This is a genomic window from Enterococcus sp. UD-01 (genome assembly GCF_044909655.1).
Classification (GTDB): domain Bacteria; phylum Bacillota; class Bacilli; order Lactobacillales; family Enterococcaceae; genus Enterococcus_L.
Genome location: NZ_JBIYEU010000002.1, coordinates 1 through 19,449 on the forward strand (window position 1 = coordinate 1; position 19,449 = coordinate 19,449).

The following is a 19,449-nucleotide window of genomic DNA, read 5'->3' on the forward strand; positions in this document are numbered from 1 at the left end:
GCGAATGACACCATGAAAGTTTTTGGAAGCCTAGGAACTCATGTACTAGGAGGAGCCGGCAATGATACACTGACGGGAAATAGTGGTGACGATGTGCTGGAAGGTGGTACTGGAAATGACAACTTGACTGGTAACGCAGGGAATGATGTCTTAGATGGAGGAACAGGAAATGATTATCTGTACGGTGAGGCTGGAGATGATCACTTGTTAGGAGGAGCCGGAGACGACTACCTATCTGGCGGAGCCGGCAATGACATCATAGACGGAGGAAGCGGAAGCGACCGACTGTATGGAGGAGCTGGAGATGATATCTATATCTTTGGAAAAGGGTATGGAAAAGATACAATCAGTGACTATGAAGGGTTAAACACCATTCGCTTTATGAATGGAATTAGTGCAGAGGATATCGAAGTAAGCTACACGGGCACGTTCGATGTCACCCTAACGATCAAAGGAACCAACGATCAGTTGGTGCTAAGTAATTTCAGATACAATGCCAGTTACCGAAACTTCAATTTGAAATTTACAGATGGAAGTACGATGAATCTGTATGACAAAGAAAGTCCGTTTAAAAAAATCATAGGAACAGAAGCGAATGACACCATGGAAGTTTTTGGAAGCCTAGGAACTCATGTACTAGGAGGAGCCGGCAATGATACACTGACGGGAAATAGTGGTGACGATGTGCTGGAAGGTGGTACTGGAAATGACAACTTGACTGGTAACGCAGGGAATGATGTCTTAGATGGAGGAACAGGAAATGATTATCTGTACGGTGAGGCTGGAGATGATCACTTGTTAGGAGGAGCCGGAGACGACTACCTATCTGGCGGAGCCGGCAATGACATCATAGACGGAGGAAGTGGAAGCGACCGACTGTATGGAGGAGCTGGAGATGATATCTATATCTTTGGAAAAGGGTATGGAAAAGATACAATCAGTGACTATGAAGGGTTAAACACCATTCGCTTTATGAATGGAATTAGTGCAGAGGATATCGAAGTAAGCTACACGGGCACGTTCGATGTCACCCTAACGATCAAAGGAACCAACGATCAGTTGGTGCTAAGTAATTTCAGATACAATGCCAGTTACCAAAATTTCAATTTAGAATTTCCTAGTGGAGAAAAGCTGTTTGTAGACGAATTAATCAATCCGTCAAGCTCTTCTAGAAGTGTTTTTCAATCATTATCTCTAGTAAATGAATATAGTTTGAAAACAGAAAATAGTACTATTTTTTCTGATGCAGTTATTGCGAATCAAACAAGTCAAATTATTCAAGCAATGGCAACCTTTGCCCCAAGTGAAGGTGTATCTAATTCACAAAGAATATCTATTGTAGATGAAGAAGCAGCATACAAAGAGAGTATGATGCAAAATTGGGTAAGCTAATGCAACCGAACAATTAAAAAAAGAAGGAAATATCTATTTGCCAAATGTATGCATCCTATTGTTGAAATTTTATAGGGAGCTTACAAAAAAATAGAGCATATCTTTTTCAAGAACGTAAAAAATCTGTTAGCATATATGAGTACTTATTCTTAATACAATTTTGTAAAGGAGATCTTATTATGCATTGGTTATGGGTTTTAATTGTCGGCGGCGTAATTGGCGCGATCGGCGGAGCAATCACAAGTAAAGGGAAATCTATGGGAATTGTTTTCAACATCATCGCAGGACTTGTTGGTTCAGCGATTGGGGAAGCGATTCTAGGTGACTGGGGTCCTCAAGTTGCGGATATGGCTATTATTCCTTCTGTGATTGGTGCTGTTATTTTAATCGCAGTAGTATCATTCTTTTTTGGAAAAAAATAAGCAGCTGTTATAGCAAAGACTAAGGAAGTACTTTTTCAAGTGCTTTCTTAGTCTTTTTTTATTTAAATAATTCTTCAATAAATTCGGTATAGGTTTGTATTTTTAAAAGTCGTTTTAAGATGGAACGATCTGAAAAGGTTTCAATCATAAAATCAAATAAGTGCCGAAATTCTTTGATATCTGCCTGGTTTACGACAATCATGATAATTACCTGCACGGAATGCTTATCCCATTGAACAGGGTGGTCATTCAAAATGATTGAGATGCCGGTTTTTTTGGCGCTCATTTCAACTGCATGCGGCAAAGCAACTGCATTATTAAAGGACGTTGCCGACATTTTTTCTCTTTCTTTAATTAGATCAACAAAATGTGTATCAATATAATTCGTTTGAATGAAGGGCTGACTTAAATGTTCAATATACGCTTCAGGTGAATCCAAATAAATATTTTTTTCAAACCTTTCGGCGTTCAAATAAACTTGGACGCTTTCTTTTAGATTTTCCCGATTCTTTTTTTGTTTTGCCTGAGTGACAGCCTCTTGAATTTTTTCAAAATCCTTTTCAGAACCAAAAGGTGAAATTTGTGTAGCAGGCAATGCTGTTTTTAAATCAATCGTTGATAATACAAGGTCCGCCTGTCGCATTTTTGCCAAGGTTGCTGCATCTAAGCGATAAAAGGTACCGCTAATTGTTAGACTGGATTTAAATGCATCACTGATTTTATAAATGAGGCGCTGGTGCATATCATAGTATTCAGGGGTGTAAATCACACAGGAAAGTTTGTACTCTGTTTCAAATTTTTCCTCGAAATAAGCGCCAATATGTAAAGCAATAAAGGTAATTTCATCATCTGTAATTGGAATGGCGATCTGCTGCTGAATTTGTTTGGCAATGAAAACGGCAATTTCATAAATAAAAGGATAGGACTGTTTAATTTCTTCCGCCAGTGGATTATGTACCTGTTTTCCATTTTGGGCACGAGAAATCAGATTGGATACATGCAATGCTAGGTTTAAAACCAGTTCATCTGAAATATGACTGATAAAGTATTTTTCTGCGACCACTTGTAGCATTTCAGCAACAAAGCTGTAAATGGAAGAACTCATATAATCCCGAATAAATGATTCATTTGCCGGTGAAACTTTGGTCATTAAAAGCAGGGTTAAATTATTAATCTCATACAAGTCCATTTCTACCGCAAAGGCTGATTGAATGTCCTGACCAATCAACAGAGCAATTTGATATTCTACTTGTTCTTTTGAAAAAAGCGAAAAGGAATCTAGCTCGGAGCGCTGTTGATGAAGTAGTCGGTTGACCGCAATTACGATATGTAAAAGTAAGCTGTTAATCGCATAGCCATTCACATAAATATGCTGGCTGCTTAGTCGATCCACGACAATCTTTTGAATTTTATCAACAGGAATTTCTGGAAAAATAGATTGGATATAGTCAGTGGACTGAACGTTTTGTAGGGCCTCATCCTCCAACATCGAGCTGGCCAGCTTTCTAAAACTTGCTTCATCCCCACTTATATGCAAAAGCTGACCTTGCTTGATAATTTTCAAATGATAATCAGCCAGCTTTTTTCGCAGCCGAATAATGTCTTTTTCAATAGTCGGAATACTAACAAAGAGATTTTCAGCTACCTCAAAATAATCGACACTCTGATTTTGAATGAGCAGATTCATCAGATAATTCAGGCGATCCTTCGGTGTGGCCACTTCCGGTTTTATTTGTGCCAAAATATCTTCCAGCTGTAACGTCTCGACGATTTTATAGCCAGAGCGGGAGGATTGAATAATTTCGTGCGTGCAGGATTGATTGATGCGGGTAATATAATTGCGCACAGTTCGTGTTGAAATAGATAACGCTTCAGCCAAATAATTAGCAGCCAGCCATTCCGGCCGTTGAAGCAATAATTTAATGAGACGGATTTCTTTTTTATTTAAAGACACAATCGTTGCTCCTTCCACTACTTAATACCTTCTATTATTCTTTTTTCCTAAAACGATTTCAAGTATAGTTCTTTCCGCTGAAATAGCCGGATCAGGAAAGAAACGTATTTGTGATGAACGGCAAAAAAAGCGATGATAAAGGCAGCAAAAGAAATGGAGGAAAAAGCAATGGAATTGAATGTATTATTGGTTTGCGGTTCAGGTGCCAGCAGTGGTTTTATGGCGGCAAATATGCGTAAAGCAGTGAAGGAGCAGGGACTGGATATAAAAATAACGGCGCGCAGCGAAGCGGAAATTGAAAATTATATTGAAGAAATTGATGCGTTAATGGTTGGTCCGCATTTGGAGTATTTACTGGATGAAATTGATGAACTGATTCACGGACTGCCGGTAAAAGTGATTTTGATGAAAAAAGAGTACTACGCGACCTTGGATGGTCAGGCAGCAGTAGCGCATTTATTAGCTGAACTCGATCATGAATAGCTGGAAAAGGAGGAAGTAAAAATGAATCGGATGATCTATTGGCTGGAGCACAGCTTCTCACCAAAAATGAATAAGGTCAACAATAACCCTTGGATTGTCAGCATTAAAGACTCGATTATGCAGACACTGCCGTTTATCTTTTTAGGCTCAGTCTTTTCCATGTTGGCAATTTTAAATGATTATTTTCCGGGCTTACCTAGTTTTTGGGTGCCGTTTGGCTGGACGATGGGCAAAATTTCGTTGTTTGTCGCGTTTTTGATTCCGTTTAATTTAATGGAAAAAAAGCGGCTGCGTAAGCAGCGGATTGTCGCCGGTATGAGTGGCTTAGTATTGTTTTTGATGATTATTTCACCGCAAATTGAAAAGGATCAGACCATTGGCTTTGGGCATGATGCGCTGGGTGCCGGGGGCATGTTTGTGGCAATCGTTGCTGGTTTAATCGCGGGCTTTGTCTTAGTGATGCTGGGAAAATTCTCCTTCTTTAAAGAAGAATCCGTGATTCCGGATTTCGTTCGAGCTTGGTTTGATTCGATGTTGCCGATTGGAATCATTATTATTTTTGGCTGGATCATTGTTTTAATTATGAAAGTCGATTTGTACAATCTTGTTTTGAGTATTTTTATGCCGCTGTCCAGCTTTATGGAATCGCCAATTGGTTTTGTGGGCATGATGTTTATTATTTGTTTCCTATATTCCATGGGGATTTCCACTTGGGTATTAACGCCGGTTGTTCAGCCGGTATTGTTGAAAGCGATTGCTGAAAATATTGCATTGGTTCAAAATGGTACAGCCAGTGTGGAAACCTTAAATCTGGTAACCAGCAGCACCTTGTATTCTGCGTATCTGTGGATTGGAGGGATAGGCTGTACCATGCCGCTAGTGCTCATGATGATGCGAGCGCGTTCGAAAAAAATCAGTGCTCTGGGCAAGGCTTGCATTGCTCCATCAATCTTTAACATTAATGAGCCGGTGATTTTTGGCGCGGTAGCGTGGAACCCTTTATTGATGATTCCAATGTGGCTGCAAGGGATTATTTTACCCATTGTGATTTATCTATTTACGAAGGTGATCCCTTTTGCCCCGATTCCTAAGGTTCAGTTTGAGCTTTGGTATTGTCCGTTTCCATTTGCCACTTGGTTTACCACTGGGTCGATTACAGGACTGATTCTAATGATTGTCATCTTTTTACTTTCAGCGGCCATCTGGTATCCCTTCTTTAAGGCTTACGATGATCAGGAAACCAAAGCAGAAAATCAAGCAGTGAAAGGAGCCGCTTAAATGGACGACTTTTTAGCACAGCAGGCCATGCAGATTATTTTATTTGCCGGCGATGCCAGAGTCAATTGTAAAAATGCTCTTACGGCAGTGGAAACAACTGATTTCAACGCAGCCACCGCTGAAATGGCAAAGGCTAAACAAAATATTACGGAAGCACACAAAATTCAAACAAACACCATTCAAGGCGAAATGGCCGAGAATAATCCTGTATATCCACATTCATTACTATTTACCCATGCACAGGATACCTTAATGACGATTTACAGTGAAATCAATATTGCGAATCATTTAATCAAAATTGCTCAACAATTAAATGAACGTATTCAGCTGCTTGAAAAACAGCAAGAAAAGAGGGACTAAAATGAAGCAGGTACCAAAAGGCTTTCCAAAGGACTTTTTGTGGGGCGGTGCAGTGGCCGCCAATCAATGTGAAGGTGCGTATAATTATCAGGGCAAAGGACTAAGCGTAGCTGATATCAATGAATTTCGGGCTGATTTGCCCTTAGAAAAGCGCTCAAACGCAGAAATTACCACTAAGTATATTGAAGAGGCTTTAGCAAGTAAAACCGGGATTTTTCCAAAACGTTGGGGCATTAATTTTAAAGAAACCTATCCCGAAGATTTAAAGCTGCTGGGTGACATGGGCTTGAAGCTGTTTCGAACCTCAATTGACTGGTCGCGAATTTTTCCCAATGGGGATGAGTTGGAGCCAAACGAAGCGGGCTTACGTTTTTATGACCAGTTAATTGATGAAATTATCGCAAACGGTATGGAACCGATGATTACGCTCTCTCATTATGAGATGCCGCTGAATTTAACCTTGACTGATACAGGCTGGTATTCCAGAGCGGTGATGGAGCATTTTGTCCGTTATTGTAAAGTGATTTTGAAACGTTATCAAGGCAAAGTGAACTATTGGATTGTGATTAATCAGATTAATTTAATTGGTCACGAATCCTTCAATCATTTAGGAATTGCAGAGGATAAGGTATCTAATTTACTGGAAGCTAAATATCAGGGCATTCATCATATGCTGGTGGCTTCGGCTTTGGTCACAGAATATGCTCATCAAATAGACCCAAGCTATCAGGTAGGGATGATGCTTTGCGGCGGTCCGGAATACGCGGCGACTTGTCAGCCGGAGGATGTTTTAGCAACGTTGAAAATCAATCAGATGCAATACTTCTTTGCGGATGTTTTGCTGAGAGGCTATTATCCGGGCTATGCTTGGCGCTATTTTGCAGAACATAATATTCAGCTTGAATTTGGTGAAGGAGATGAAGCAGCCTTAAAGCATACAGCTGACTACTTGTCATTCTCTTATTACTATACACAAATTTGTGATGCCCAGCATTCTGAGCCTTATAGAAATAAAGAATTGCCGGCGAATCCATGGGGCTGGACGATTGATCCTTTAGGATTGCGTACTTTGTTGAATTCCTTTTATGACCGTTATCAATGTCCGATTTTTATCACTGAAAACGGCATCGGCTGTTACGATCAATTAACAGAAGACGGCAAAATTCATGATGATTATCGCATTGATTATTACAGAGCCCATATTGAACAAATGAAAGAAGCTATTAAAGACGGTGTAGATTTAAGAGGCTATTGTGCTTGGGGACCGATCGATATTATCAGCTGTTCCTCTTCGGAAATGAGTAAACGCTACGGCTTTATTTATGTCGATCAGGACAATTACGGTAAGGGGAGTCAAAAACGTTTCTTAAAGGATAGTTATCACTGGATGAAGCAGGTTATTGCCAGTAATGGCGAGGTTTTATGAAGAGTTTGGGGATGAAAACTATAGAGATTAACTCTGAGAAATAAGAAGGAGTTGCTGCCTCTGCGATTACTTGAGACAAAATATATGTAACTTATTCGTTTTTCTACTTCCGCCGTTTATTTGCATTTACAGTGAGGCTGGGACAGAAGCGTTATGCTCCGAGAAATAAGAAGGAATTCACGAAAATTGCTCTTCAAATTTTTGTTAATTTCGGCTTATTTCCGAAGGAGGTGCTTTTGATCCCGCCGTTTATACGTGTTTAGAGCGTGGAATAAAAGTATTATTTACTTTTGTTTCACACTCATTTACTTTACATAGCAAAATCTTGAGTAAATTTATAGAAAAAAGGATAAAGACAGTCTCACATATGATAAACTAGTTTATGTAGAAAAGTGTTGACGGTGGCGACTTCCGAAAGGTGGTGGTGCTTATGAAAATGAGCGCTAAATCTATGAAAGGAGTAAGCCTTTTGTCTGCATACGAGATATTTCAGACGATTCTAGGATTTGGTATGTTTACCATTGCCTTGATTGGTTTGATTGTTACTATGCTGAAAAACGACAAAAAGAAATGACCGCTCATTAACTTTGGCAAGTTAGCGATCATTTCTAATGATATTAACAAATGCCGCCGTCTTTAACGGCTCTGCATCAGAGAGGTATGTTAGCGCATATCTCTCTCTTCCTTTTTAGTGTACCATGTTCTCTTCGGTTTTACTAGTACATGCATTACTGTAATTTTACATAACAAACAACATTAACGTACAAATAATTCACTGTCGAAAAAAATGGAGAACCTAATAGAATTATAGGTTCATTCACAATATCTTATTTTCTCGTCAGCTTTACCACCACTTCACAGCGGGCGGTTTGAGGAAACATATCCACGGATTGTAAATATTCAACCTGAAAGACTTTGGCTAAATCGACAAGATCCTTCGCTAAAGTCGAAACGTTGCATGAGATATAAACCATTTTTTTCGGTGGTTGTTTTAAAATAGCCTTTAATAATTTTTGATCCAAACCGGTTCTTGGCGGATCGACAATAAGCGCATCCGGCTTAAAACCGTTTTGCAGCCATTTCGGTAACAATTCTTCGGCGCTTCCCACTTCATAATGAGTGTTGGTGACACCTAAACGTTCAGCGTTTAGCTTAGCATCTTCAATAGCTTGAGGAATAATATCCATACCGCGCACTTCCTTCGCTTGCTTAGCAACACTTAAACCAATCGTTCCCACACCGCAATATGCATCTACCACGGTTTCGTTCGGCTGTAGCGCTAAGGCTTTCAACCCTTCATTATACAAAACAGCAGTTTGCTCCGGATTAAGCTGAAAGAAGGCTCGCGGTGAAAGATCGAAGGTTACTTCATTAATTCTTTCTTCGATGCTTTCCTTTCCCCATAAATGAATCGTTTGATCTCCCATAACCAAAGAGGTGCGTTTGTTTTGAACATTTTGCATGATCGAAACAACCTCCGGCAAGAGCTGATTAATTTCGCTAATTAGCGCCATTTTTTGTGGGAATTTTTGTGATTGAGTAATAAACACAACTTGCACTTCGCCAGTTTGTACCCCTACACGGACCATTAACGTTCTGAAAATGCCGCTGTTTTTGCGTTCATTGTAAATGGGCAGCTGGTATTTGTTTAAAAGCTCAACTAACGCATTCATGACTTTGGTCGTTGCCGGCTGCTGTACCAGACAGTCCACAATTGGAACTAAATGATGAGAATCTGCCTGATAAAGACCAGCTTCAATCTCGCCGTCGATTTTGCGCAGCTGGAATTGGGCTTTGTTGCGGTAATTCCACGGATTTTCCATACCGATCGTTTTACGTAATTGATAATGTTCATAATTTTGGGGCTTAAACTTCGTTAAGGCTTGCTTAAGTAAATCTCTTTTGTATTCCAGTTGGCTGGGATACGCTAAATGCTGCAGCTGGCAGCCGCCGCAGGTCTCATAGACTGGACAAGGCGGAATGACGCGCTCTGCTGCCGGCTTGATAATTTTTAGCAGCTGTCCTTCTAAAAAGCGTGGGGATACTTTCGTAATTTCTGCCGAAACCTCTTCTTTTGGTAATGCGCCGGGAATAAAAACAATCGTCTTTTTATAGTAGCCGATTCCTTCGCCGTTGATGCCCAGGCGTTTAATTTTAAGTGAGATTTTTTGTCCTTGTTTTACCGATTGTGTGGTCATGGTCCCATCCTCTTTATTTAAATTAAATATACGGTCTTTGTTCGTCAATCTTTCTTATTTTAGCACATTTTGCTTAGTTTAGCTTCTGTGATTTATATGTTATAGTAGAATATATGTTCTTACTAGAAAGGCGGGGAAGTATGGAAACCATCACGAAGATTACAAAAGATAAAGGTCAATTTTACCTCGTTTGGTTGTCCTCTGGTGAAAAATTACGTGTGTCGGAAGATACTTTAGTTCATCAGCGCTTGTTAAAAGGGCAAGAATTATCTACAGAAATGATTGAGAAAATCAAACAAGCCGGCTCCTATGATGTAGGTTTACAATTGGCGTTAAATTATTTAAGTTATCAGCTGCGGACGAAAAAGGAAATTTTTACATATTTAAAAGAAAAGGAAATCCTGCCGGAAGACCGCAAAAAAATTGTCGCGCGCTTAGAAGAAATGACTCTTTTAGATGATAAAACCTATAGTGAAAGCTATGTCCGCACCTTAATTAGAACCAGTGATAAAGGACCGAAAACGATCGAACAGCAGCTAAAGCAAAAAGGCGTGAGCGAGGAAGATATTCAGTATGGCTTAACCTTTTACAAGCTGGATGATCAACTGGAGGTAGCAAAAGCCACCGCTGCAAAAGCCATGAAACGCTACCGTACCAAGAGCTTCAAAGAAGCCCTGCAAAAGGTGCAACTGCATTTAATGCAAAAGGGTTTTAATCGCGAGGTCATTGATCTCGTGTTTGAGGAGCTGTCCTTTGAAAAGGATGAGGAACAGGAGCTAGAGGTTATTAAAAAAGAAGGAGATAAGCTGTGGGAACGGCATCGCCGCTTAGAGCCCGCCAAGCGCTTTATGAAGGTTAAACAAAGCTTGTACCAAAAGCGTTTTGATTTGGACTTGATCCAGCAATATCTTAGTGAAAAGGAATTGGAAGATGAAGAATGAACAACCTTGGGAAGCCTGGAGTACTGAAACACTTCAGTCGTTTCAAACAGATTTTATTGCGTGGTATGAGCAGGAAAAAAGAAACCTACCTTGGCGTGTTAATTTAGATCCGTATCGGATTTGGATTTCTGAGATTATGCTGCAGCAGACCCGTGTAGATACGGTGATTGATTATTATTATCGTTTTATGGAATGGTTTCCAACAATCAAGGCTTTAGCGGAAGCGCCGGATGATAAGCTATTGAAGGCTTGGGAAGGCTTAGGCTATTATTCAAGAGCGCGCAATTTAAAAATTGCCGCACAGCAAATCATGACAGAGTTTAACGGTCAAATGCCGCAGACAATTGATGAAATTCGCCAGCTAAAAGGGATCGGTCCTTATACGGCAGGTGCGATCGGAAGTATTGCTTTTCAACTACCAGAGCCTGCGATTGACGGCAATGTGATGCGCGTGGTCAGCCGTTTGTTTGAAATCGATGCAGATATTGCCAAAGCCAGTAGCCGTAAAGTATTTGAAGCAGCCATGTACAAGATCATTGATCGCGCTAGACCAGGTGATTTTAACCAAGCAATGATGGATTTAGGCTCAGCAATTTGTACACCCACTTCACCCAAATGCGAGGAGTGTCCCATTCAAAGCTACTGCTTAAGCTACCAGCACAATACAATGAACAATTATCCGGTAAAAACAAAGAAATTAAAGCCAAAAGATGTTTATTACATCGGCGGCATTATTGAAAATAAAGCACAGGAGTTTTTATTAGAACAGCGTGGTACCGCCGGTTTATTGGCTAATATGTGGCTTTTCCCCATTGAAGAAGTAACCAAGGAACAGTTTGAGCTTCTGCAAAAAAACTGGGAAAAAGAAAATCAGCAGCTGATGCTTGATTTTAACGAAGAACCGCTTGTAGCAGAGGAAACCCCAGACCTCTTTGAGGAATTCGAGCAAGTAGTTTGGCAAAAGCGTTCTTTAGGTGAGGTTACCCATATTTTCAGCCATCTGAAATGGCACATTTTAGTCTTTTACGGTCGCCAAACCGGCGTAGAGCAAACCGCTGAAAATCAACGCTGGATCAAGCCGGCTGATTTTGCTAATTTCGTTTTTCCGAAACCGCAGCAAAAAATGCTGGATTTGTTAAAAAAAGAGCAACAAAAACGCTAAATTGCCCATTAATTCAATTTGATCTGCCAAAACAAAACTCCCTAGTATGCAAAGTTGAAAATTATGCTATAATTAAAATGATATCGATGTAATGAAAACCCAAGCGAAAAAGCTGAAACTGATTTTTCGTACGAGGGAAAGTTGGGGGACTATGGCAATTCCAAAAGAAGGTGAATTTGTAACGATTCAAAGTTACAAACACGATGGGCATTTACATCGAACATGGCGTGATACTATGGTATTGAAAACAAGCGAGTATTCCCTGATCGGCGTTAACGATCATACTTTGGTAACAGAGTCTGACGGACGGCGCTGGGTGACTCGCGAACCAGCGATTGTTTATTTCCATAAAAAATACTGGTTCAACATAATAGCGATGATTAGAGAAAAGGGGGTTTCTTATTACTGCAATCTAGCATCTCCATACCTTTTGGATGAGGAAGCACTGAAGTATATTGATTATGATTTGGACATTAAGGTTTTTCCAGACGGCGAAAAACGATTGCTTGATGTTGATGAGTATGAATTTCACAGTAAGCTGATGAATTATCCGGAAGACATTGACTTTATTTTAAAAGAAAATGTGAAGACGCTGGTAGATTGGATTAATAATGAAAAAGGCCCGTTCTCTGATGCTTACGTAGATATCTGGTATCAACGTTATTTGGAGCTATCGAAGAAGTAGCCGATGTAAGATGTTTCTGAAAGAAGATCGGGATAAAAGAATTGCGCTTCATAAGAAATGACGCAGTGCGCTCAAAGCAGCAGCTTTTGTCTTACGATTAAAAAAAAAGTGTACAGCATAACTAAAAGCGAGTTATGTGTACACTTTTTTTGTCAATGAGCAGCTTACAACGCTTTATCCATATGATAATGTTCAATAGCGGCATCAAGAAATTTTTCGCCATGCTTGACGTAGCCCATTTTTTCATAAAAGCCAAGAGCGGTGATTTGTGCGCCTAAGGTAATCGTTTGATAGCCTTGCTCTTTCGCAAATAATTCAGCATTTTCAACAATTTTTTTCCCAAAATCATGACCTCTGTAAGCTTTTTGCACCGCCATTCTTTGTATTTTTACTATTTGATCATCCAACGGCAGCAAGCGACAAGTCGCTACAGCTTGATTATCATCTGTATATAAAACGAAATGAATGCAGGCGGCTTCGTATTGATCGATTTCAATTTCCTTGGGAACTCCTTGCTCCTGCATAAATACTTGATGACGAATGCTTAATGCATCTAAATAAATCGAACTCATGGTATCTTTAGTATGAACAATTTTCATTTTACACCTCAACATCATTTTTTTATCATTATACCTTAAAAATCAAGTTGACAGAAGACAGGATAAAAGTGAAATTTTTTTAGTAAATGGTATAAGGTGCTATCTTATTTTAGATGGCTTGTGCTAAAATCAATAAATAAGTTTTGTTTTATGATAAAGGAGGAGGAAACATCTTTGTTTGAAAAATTACGACAGTCAAAATTATTTTTTTGGTCGGTAGAATTATTAGTGATTGCCACGTTAATTCTAGTATCATCCAAAATTAATTTTCTTTTTGAACCAATCGGCACTTTTTTTTCAACCCTTTTTGCGCCGGTACTGGTAGCGGGATTTTTGTATTATCTTTTAAATCCGATAGTCAATTTACTGATGAAAACGAAAATGAAACGGACAATTGCAGTCTTGATTGTGTTGCTCATTTTAGTTCTGGCGCTTGTTTTACTGCTGGTGACAGTTTTACCTAAGCTGGCTTCTCAGCTTGGCAGTTTAGCGTCCAATATGCCGACCGTTTTTAATAATATAGAAGACAGTGTTTATAAAATGTCCAAGCTGCCAATCTTTAAAGAGGCCGATTTAACCGGCTATATTGAAAAGCTGGATATTTCTTACGGCAATATTATTCAACAATTTTTAAGCGGGCTATCCAGTAGCTTAGGCTCCATTGTTTCAACCGTAGCTTCGACGACTATTGTGATTTTTACGGCGCCGTTTATTTTATTTTATATGTTAAAAGACGGGGAGCGTCTGGTACCGAGTATTGAGCAGTTTTTACCGGAAAAACGTCGTAAAAGTATTTCTGAATTACTTGAAAAAATTAATAAAACCTTAGCCAATTATATTAGTGGTCAAGCGATCGAGTGCTTATTTGTCGGAACCTTTACGGCAATTGGCTATGCGCTGATCGGTGTACGTTATGCCTTTTTATTTGGTGTGATTGCCGGATTTACTAATTTGATTCCATACCTGGGTCCTTACTTAGGTCTGGCGCCGGCTGTCTTTGTGACAGTGTTTGATGAACCGATTAAAGCGGTCTTTTGTTGTGTTGTTGTATTAATTGTTCAGCAAATTGACGGCAACATTATTTATCCTAATGTTATCGGCAAATCTTTACAAATTCATCCGCTGACTATTATCATCGTCCTACTGGTGGCAGGGAATATTGCCGGTCTGTTGGGGATCTTCCTGGGCGTGCCGTTTTATGCGATTGTCAAAACCATTGTCTTTCATGTAATGGGGATGGTTCGGGAAAGCAGGAGTGAAAAGATTGTACTGACGGGCACGAATGAGGGTAGCGAAAATTCAGTGAGTGAAAAATGATAACCAATATTGAAATTCACAGCTGTTTGTGATACGATTTTAACGTGACTACAAAAAGTGGTCACGTTTTTTCTCAATTTTGCAAGCAACTATTTTTTACTAAATGAACATTGAAGACAGTTTTTCCTGTGTTCAGACTAATGATTAAGAGGAGAGATACACATTATGAATGCTGACCCCGATAGTCAGTCGCTTATAGCGCAAATTTTATTATTAATCGTATTAACGTTGATTAACGCCTTTTTGGCTGCATCCGAGATTGCAGTGGTTTCAATTAACAAGAACCGGGTGGAACAAAAGGCAGAAGACGGAGACGCCAAAGCGAAAAAGCTTTTAAAGCTTTTAAATGATCCTACCAACTTTTTATCTACTATTCAAGTAGGGATTACGTTAGTTAATATCTTATCCGGTGCTTCTTTAGCGGATACCTTAGCTTCTCGTTTAGCACCTGTCTTAGGTGGCGGTGCCGCAGCTAAAAGTCTTGCCAACATTATTATATTAGCAATGCTGACCTATGTTTCAATTGTTTTTGGCGAATTGTATCCCAAACGTATTGCGATGAATAAATCAGAAGAAGTTGCGCAAATCACTTCTGGATTTGTTCGGATTTTAGGCTTAATTGCCAGACCTTTCGTTTGGCTGTTGTCAGCCTCAACAGATCTATTGTCTAGAATTACACCAATGAAATTTGATGATGCGGATTCTAAAATGACGCGTGATGAAATGCGTTACATGCTAGAATCAGAAGGTGTTTTGGATAATGATGAATTGGAAATGCTTCAGGGTGTCTTTTCATTGGATACAAAGGTTGCACGTGAAGTAATGGTGCCGAGAACAGATGCGTTTATGATTAATATTGTTGACGATATCGGTGAAAATATTGAGACAATTTTATCTGAGAACTTTTCAAGAATTCCAGTCTACAATGACGATAAAGACAAGGTTATCGGCATTTTGCACACGAAGAATTTATTGAAAGCAGCCCATAAGCAAGGCTTTGACAACCTTGATTTAAAGACTATTATTCAAGAGCCACTGTTTGTTCCGGAAACAATTTTTATTGACGATTTACTGTATGAACTAAAAAGAACACAGAATCAAATGGCTATTTTGCTGGATGAATATGGCGGCGTGGTTGGTTTAGCTACATTGGAAGATTTGCTGGAGGAAATCGTCGGCGAAATTGATGATGAAAGTGATGAAGTCGAAAATCTGTATTCTAAGATTAACGAACACGAATATTTGGTTCAAGGCCGGATGCTGATTGATGAGTTTAACGAAGCTTTCGAAACGGATCTGCACATGAGTGATGTAGATACGATGGCGGGCTATTTAATTACAGCTTTAGGAACGATACCGGATGAAGGTGAAAAGCTGTCCTTTGATATTGGCAATATCACCTTAACCTCAGAGGAAATGGAAGGCACCCGTGTTTTAGTTCTAAAAGTGGTTTTTCATGATGAAGAAACTGTCGATGAAGAGCCGGAAGAAAATCGTCGCTTTTTCCGTAAAGAAATGGAAGACGACGAACCTAGAAGATAAACAAATTAAAAGGATTGAGCCTATTTAGGTTCAATCCTTTTTTTGTTGTGGGCACGTCGCAAAGCTTGATAGAGTCCGATATATTGTTCATCGTTATCTGCAGAGAGACGGAAGATAAACACGGGTAATGGATTTTCTTCTGGCAATAAAAAAGATGAGGTGGATACCATAAAATCAAAAGATGAAAAATCATCATGCTTGTAAGGAACTAATTTGACAAAGTTCAATTCTTCAATAAATTTAGCCAACGGCTGCACTAGTAAATAATTCGACTCTGAAATCAACGCGACACGCACGAAATGATTGCCTTGATAGGTTTCATACACTGGGAAAAGCAAGGAGGCCAGCATATCGGCTAAAGGTACAATTAAGGCTTTTAACCAGCTATAGTCTTTCCGTTTGGCAATTTTTTGGAATAACTTTTTAAATTGGCTAAATAACTGATGATAATAATCACTTTTAGCATAAGGCGAGTGATTAATTAAATGAAATAGCCCCGGATAAGGTTCTTTTATAAGAACTCTGGAGAAAATTAGATTTGCCGTGTTGCCCCACAAAATTTGTTCATTCTCCCATGAAAATTCGGGTCCCATAATTTCTTCACTGAAAAAAGCACAGAATTCTTTAAAGATTTTAGTTGCAGCGTTATTTTCTTTCTGCAAATATATCCGTAATAGTGACAGACGATAATCATTGCTTCTAAAGTAATTCGGTGCACTGATTAACAAAAACGTTGCAAATTGACATTCGGCAGTTAAGCGTTTTTTATCTTGAATCGTTTGTTCCAAAAAATTGCCCAGATAATTAATGTAATCAGGAATATAAGGTTCGATTTCAGCCTTTTTAGTTAAGCCGTAACCAGCTGTGACGCGCAGATAAATAATATCCAGAACTAATGTCAGCTGGCGATTAACCGCATAACTGTAGCTATCGGGAAAATAAGAATCAATCGCTTGGAAAAAACGATCATAATCAATAGTGTTTTTCTCAATTGTCGGCAGCTTAGCACCATATGAAGTGGACCAGATCAGCGCATATAAGGTCATGCGGATCACTCGCTCATTTCCATTTAAGGTGAGCTGCGAAATGTTCCACTTAATTTGATACTGCTTGAAGTACTCATTTAACAGCTTGGACTTACGAACAACCGTTGCTCGGCTATGAAAATTCTTTTCACAAAACTTTTCTAAATCATCTTCAGGATAATAAAGAATTGAAATCAAAAGTTGATAAGGAATACTTTGCGTAATTAAATATTGATAGTATCTGTCATACGAGATCGTTTCAAGATAACAAACGCCATGAGTCTGCAAGAGCTGAAGCTCCTTATTGAGCATCTCAGATAAATCCTGTTGAATGAGTTCCAGAAGATAAACCACGCGACTATAGGAATAATCCGTTTTAGTTTCGTAAAATTTAACACTATGTGTTTCTGTGCCATATGTATTTAAAAGCTTGAACAAGGTTAATTTACGTTTGGCTGTGTCTTCAAGCATGATTTTTTCAATCACTTCAATCGCTCCTTTAAGAAAAATAATCAATAGTGTAAAACGAACAGACCTAAATTGGATATTTTTATTACATAAAAATTATTTAATAACGAATAATCGGTAAAAAACGATGGGAATAAAGAATTTTAGGTAAGTTAAATAACTAAAAATAAATCAAATAAAAAGTAATATTTTATTAGTTTAATATTTGCACATTTTAAGAGCTGACTTTATACTTAAATTAACGAACAAATATTGTTCTTAATAAGCTGTTATCGAACAGGAGCTTATTAAGACAAACATCTTCCCCAATAAAAGAGGTCAAAGCGAAATTATTTTATTTTGTTTTGATCTCTTTGTTTTTATGAAAACAAGGCGAAAGACTTTGAAAATCATAGTGATTCCATGATATACTACATTAGTTGAAGAATAAAGAGCAAGTCGCATTTTCTGATGCATTGCTTTTAGTAGATAAAGAAATAAAAGATTTTTTTCAAGAGAAAGAATAGATTGGAGCAGTAAATGAATAATCCACATTTAAAAGAACAAGTCGATAGTCGTAAGACCTTTGCGATCATTTCCCATCCGGATGCTGGTAAAACGACCATTACAGAGCAGCTATTACTTTTCGGCGGAGCGATCCGTCAAGCGGGTACGGTTAAAGGTAAGAAAACCGGGAACTTCGCGAAATCCGACTGGATGGAAATTGAAAAGCAGAGAGGGATTTCGGTAACCAGCTCTGTGATGCAGTTTGATTATCAAGGCAAGCGTGTCAATATTTTGGACACACCAGGACATGAGGACTTTTCCGAGGATACTTACCGAACCTTAATGGCAGTGGATAGTGCCGTGATGGTCATTGACAGTGCCAAAGGGATTGAAGCACAGACAAAGAAATTATTTAAAGTTGTTAAAAAACGCGGAATTCCGATTTTTACGTTTATTAATAAATTAGACCGCGATGGTCGCGAACCTTTAGAGCTTTTGGAAGAGCTGGAGGAGCTTTTGGATATTGAATCTTATCCGATGAACTGGCCGATTGGCATGGGGAAAGGCTTGGAAGGACTGTACGATATTTACAATAAGCGCGTAGAAATGTATCGTCCGGAGACAAATAATGGCGAACGTTTTATTCCATTAGTAGATGGCGATATTCCAAGTGATTTACCACTGCATAGTCAAAGCGTTTATCAGCAAGTGCTGGAAGAAGTTGAGCTGTTGGTGGAAGCAGGGGATGAATTTGATCCTGAAAAAATCGCTTCTGGTAATCAGACACCGGTTTTCTTTGGTTCTGCGTTAACGAATTTCGGGGTTCAAACCTTTTTAGAAACCTTTTTACAGTTTGCACCATCACCTTACAGTCACAAAACTGAAACAGGCGAAGAAGTTAGTCCGTATGAGGAAGAATTTTCCGGCTTTGTCTTTAAAATTCAAGCCAATATGAATCCTGCACATCGTGACCGAATTGCTTTTGTGCGTATCTGTTCCGGTACTTTTGAACGAGGAATGGATGTGACTTTAGGGCGTACCGGTAAAAAGGTGAAGCTAAGCAATGTAACCCAATTTATGGCGGATGCCAGAGAAAATGTAGAAGAAGCCGTGGCAGGAGATATTATTGGAATTTATGATACCGGCAATTATCAAATTGGCGATACTTTGTATGAAGGAAAATTAAAAGTTCAATATGAAGAGCTGCCTTCTTTCACACCTGAATTATTTATGAAGGTTAGCGCTAAAAATGTGATGAAGCAAAAATCATTCCATAAAGGCATTTATCAGCTTGTACAGGAAGGGGCTATTCAGCTATATAAAACCTATTTAACAGAGGAATATATTATCGGTGCAGTCGGTCAGCTGCAGTTTGAAGTATTCCAGTATCGCATGCTGAATGAATACAATGCTGAAGTGGTTATGACTCCGATGGGCACCAAAATTGCCCGCTGGATCAAACCTGAAGATCTAGATGAACGCATGAGCTCAAGCCGGAATATCTTGGCGAAAGACCGTTTCGATCAACCATTATTCTTATTTGAAAACCAATTTGCGGAACGCTGGTTTGCGGATAAATATCCAGATGTAGAATTGAAGAGCTTGTTGTAAGAAGCTAGGTTCATTGCACTTAATTAAGTGGACAATGTAAAAAAGGTATGAAACAAAAGTGATCTTTGCTTTTGTCTCATGCCTTTCTTTATTTCCCGCT

17 protein-coding genes are annotated in these 19,449 nt (G+C 39.0%); 13 read left to right on the forward strand and 4 right to left on the reverse strand.

Annotated features, from left to right (window positions below):
* Positions 1-1,392: calcium-binding protein (locus tag ABH902_RS02395; RefSeq protein ID WP_404588936.1), on the forward strand; the 1,392-nt coding region annotated here is incomplete at its 5' end.
* Between the two features lie 179 nt (positions 1,393-1,571).
* A complete protein-coding gene (locus tag ABH902_RS02400) occupies positions 1,572-1,814 on the forward strand; it encodes a GlsB/YeaQ/YmgE family stress response membrane protein (RefSeq protein WP_404588937.1) in 243 nt (80 codons plus the stop codon).
* Positions 1,815-1,872: 58 nt separating this feature from the next.
* Here ABH902_RS02400 and ABH902_RS02405 read toward each other — a convergent pair whose 3' ends face one another.
* Positions 1,873-3,768 carry a BglG family transcription antiterminator gene (locus tag ABH902_RS02405; protein WP_404588938.1) on the reverse strand — a complete coding sequence of 632 codons (1,896 nt, stop codon included), beginning with the start codon at positions 3,766-3,768 and terminating at the stop codon, positions 1,873-1,875.
* 168 nt (positions 3,769-3,936) lie between these two features.
* On the opposite strand from ABH902_RS02405, the gene ABH902_RS02410 reads away from it, so the two are divergent.
* The 5 genes from ABH902_RS02410 (at position 3,937) to ABH902_RS02430 (ending at position 7,889) form a co-directional block, all read left to right on the forward strand.
* Entirely contained in the window at positions 3,937-4,251 is a 315-nt protein-coding gene (locus tag ABH902_RS02410) for a PTS sugar transporter subunit IIB (RefSeq protein WP_404588939.1), read from the forward strand.
* Between the two features lie 21 nt (positions 4,252-4,272).
* Positions 4,273-5,529: a PTS sugar transporter subunit IIC gene (locus ABH902_RS02415; protein WP_404588940.1), complete on the forward strand. Its 1,257-nt coding sequence runs from the start codon at positions 4,273-4,275 to the stop codon at positions 5,527-5,529.
* Positions 5,530-5,889 carry a PTS lactose/cellobiose transporter subunit IIA gene (locus tag ABH902_RS02420; protein WP_404588941.1) on the forward strand — a complete coding sequence of 120 codons (360 nt, stop codon included), beginning with the start codon at positions 5,530-5,532 and terminating at the stop codon, positions 5,887-5,889.
* Position 5,890: 1 nt separating this feature from the next.
* The gene (locus ABH902_RS02425) at positions 5,891-7,315 is read left to right on the forward strand and encodes a glycoside hydrolase family 1 protein (protein ID WP_404588942.1); all 1,425 of its coding nucleotides are present in this window, start codon (positions 5,891-5,893) and stop codon (positions 7,313-7,315) included.
* A 430-nt stretch (positions 7,316-7,745) separates the two neighbouring features.
* Positions 7,746-7,889, forward strand: a complete 144-nt coding sequence (locus ABH902_RS02430) for a putative holin-like toxin (protein ID WP_404588943.1) — start codon at positions 7,746-7,748, stop codon at positions 7,887-7,889.
* 253 nt (positions 7,890-8,142) lie between these two features.
* Here the strand turns inward: ABH902_RS02430 and rlmD are convergent, their stop codons facing one another.
* On the reverse strand, positions 8,143-9,513 hold the full coding sequence (rlmD, locus tag ABH902_RS02435) for a 23S rRNA (uracil(1939)-C(5))-methyltransferase RlmD (RefSeq protein ID WP_404588944.1): 1,371 nt from the start codon (positions 9,511-9,513) through the stop codon (positions 8,143-8,145).
* Between the two features lie 140 nt (positions 9,514-9,653).
* Here rlmD and recX point away from each other — a divergent pair, with 140 nt between their 5' ends.
* From recX to bph, 3 genes are all read left to right on the forward strand, one after another.
* Positions 9,654-10,454, forward strand: coding sequence for a recombination regulator RecX (gene recX, locus ABH902_RS02440; RefSeq protein WP_404588945.1), 801 nt, complete (start codon positions 9,654-9,656; stop codon positions 10,452-10,454).
* Positions 10,444-11,616: an A/G-specific adenine glycosylase gene (gene mutY, locus ABH902_RS02445; protein ID WP_404588946.1), complete on the forward strand. Its 1,173-nt coding sequence runs from the start codon at positions 10,444-10,446 to the stop codon at positions 11,614-11,616. The genes recX and mutY overlap by 11 nt, the downstream gene beginning before the upstream one ends.
* 151 nt (positions 11,617-11,767) lie before the next feature.
* Complete coding sequence (gene bph, locus ABH902_RS02450) at positions 11,768-12,301, forward strand: biofilm phosphatase Bph (protein ID WP_154778075.1); 534 nt, start codon at positions 11,768-11,770, stop codon at positions 12,299-12,301.
* A gap of 164 nt (positions 12,302-12,465) precedes the next feature.
* Here bph and ABH902_RS02455 read toward each other — a convergent pair whose 3' ends face one another.
* The gene (locus ABH902_RS02455; RefSeq protein WP_404588947.1) at positions 12,466-12,900 is read right to left on the reverse strand and encodes a GNAT family N-acetyltransferase; all 435 of its coding nucleotides are present in this window, start codon (positions 12,898-12,900) and stop codon (positions 12,466-12,468) included.
* A 174-nt stretch (positions 12,901-13,074) separates the two neighbouring features.
* Here ABH902_RS02455 and ABH902_RS02460 point away from each other — a divergent pair, with 174 nt between their 5' ends.
* Together ABH902_RS02460 and ABH902_RS02465 are read left to right on the forward strand one after the other, a co-directional pair.
* Positions 13,075-14,217 (forward strand): AI-2E family transporter, encoded by a 1,143-nt coding sequence (locus ABH902_RS02460; protein WP_404588948.1) that lies wholly within the window; start codon positions 13,075-13,077, stop codon positions 14,215-14,217.
* A gap of 165 nt (positions 14,218-14,382) precedes the next feature.
* A complete protein-coding gene (locus ABH902_RS02465; protein ID WP_404588949.1) occupies positions 14,383-15,759 on the forward strand; it encodes a hemolysin family protein in 1,377 nt (458 codons plus the stop codon).
* 20 nt (positions 15,760-15,779) lie between these two features.
* Here the strand turns inward: ABH902_RS02465 and ABH902_RS02470 are convergent, their stop codons facing one another.
* Complete coding sequence (locus ABH902_RS02470; protein ID WP_404588950.1) at positions 15,780-17,270, reverse strand: helix-turn-helix domain-containing protein; 1,491 nt, start codon at positions 17,268-17,270, stop codon at positions 15,780-15,782.
* A gap of 501 nt (positions 17,271-17,771) precedes the next feature.
* Between ABH902_RS02470 and ABH902_RS02475 the strand changes: the two genes are divergently transcribed.
* Positions 17,772-19,349, forward strand: a complete 1,578-nt coding sequence (locus ABH902_RS02475; RefSeq protein WP_404588951.1) for a peptide chain release factor 3 — start codon at positions 17,772-17,774, stop codon at positions 19,347-19,349.
* Positions 19,350-19,449 lie beyond the last annotated feature (100 nt).

Bases quoted from the DNA above. Each gene is read 5' to 3' on its own strand.
- ABH902_RS02400 (WP_404588937.1), top strand. From the start codon at position 1,572: ATGCATTGGTTATGGGTTTTAATTGTCGGCGGCGTAATTGGCGCGATC.
- ABH902_RS02410 (WP_404588939.1), top strand. From the start codon at position 3,937: ATGGAATTGAATGTATTATTGGTTTGCGGTTCAGGTGCCAGCAGTGGT.
- ABH902_RS02415 (WP_404588940.1), top strand. From the start codon at position 4,273: ATGAATCGGATGATCTATTGGCTGGAGCACAGCTTCTCACCAAAAATG.
- ABH902_RS02420 (WP_404588941.1), top strand. From the start codon at position 5,530: ATGGACGACTTTTTAGCACAGCAGGCCATGCAGATTATTTTATTTGCC.
- ABH902_RS02425 (WP_404588942.1), top strand. From the start codon at position 5,891: ATGAAGCAGGTACCAAAAGGCTTTCCAAAGGACTTTTTGTGGGGCGGT.
- ABH902_RS02430 (WP_404588943.1), top strand. From the start codon at position 7,746: ATGAAAATGAGCGCTAAATCTATGAAAGGAGTAAGCCTTTTGTCTGCA.
- rlmD (WP_404588944.1), bottom strand. From the start codon at position 9,513: ATGACCACACAATCGGTAAAACAAGGACAAAAAATCTCACTTAAAATT.
- recX (WP_404588945.1), top strand. From the start codon at position 9,654: ATGGAAACCATCACGAAGATTACAAAAGATAAAGGTCAATTTTACCTC.
- mutY (WP_404588946.1), top strand. From the start codon at position 10,444: ATGAAGAATGAACAACCTTGGGAAGCCTGGAGTACTGAAACACTTCAG.
- bph (WP_154778075.1), top strand. From the start codon at position 11,768: ATGGCAATTCCAAAAGAAGGTGAATTTGTAACGATTCAAAGTTACAAA.
- ABH902_RS02455 (WP_404588947.1), bottom strand. From the start codon at position 12,900: ATGAAAATTGTTCATACTAAAGATACCATGAGTTCGATTTATTTAGAT.
- ABH902_RS02465 (WP_404588949.1), top strand. From the start codon at position 14,383: ATGAATGCTGACCCCGATAGTCAGTCGCTTATAGCGCAAATTTTATTA.
- ABH902_RS02475 (WP_404588951.1), top strand. From the start codon at position 17,772: ATGAATAATCCACATTTAAAAGAACAAGTCGATAGTCGTAAGACCTTT.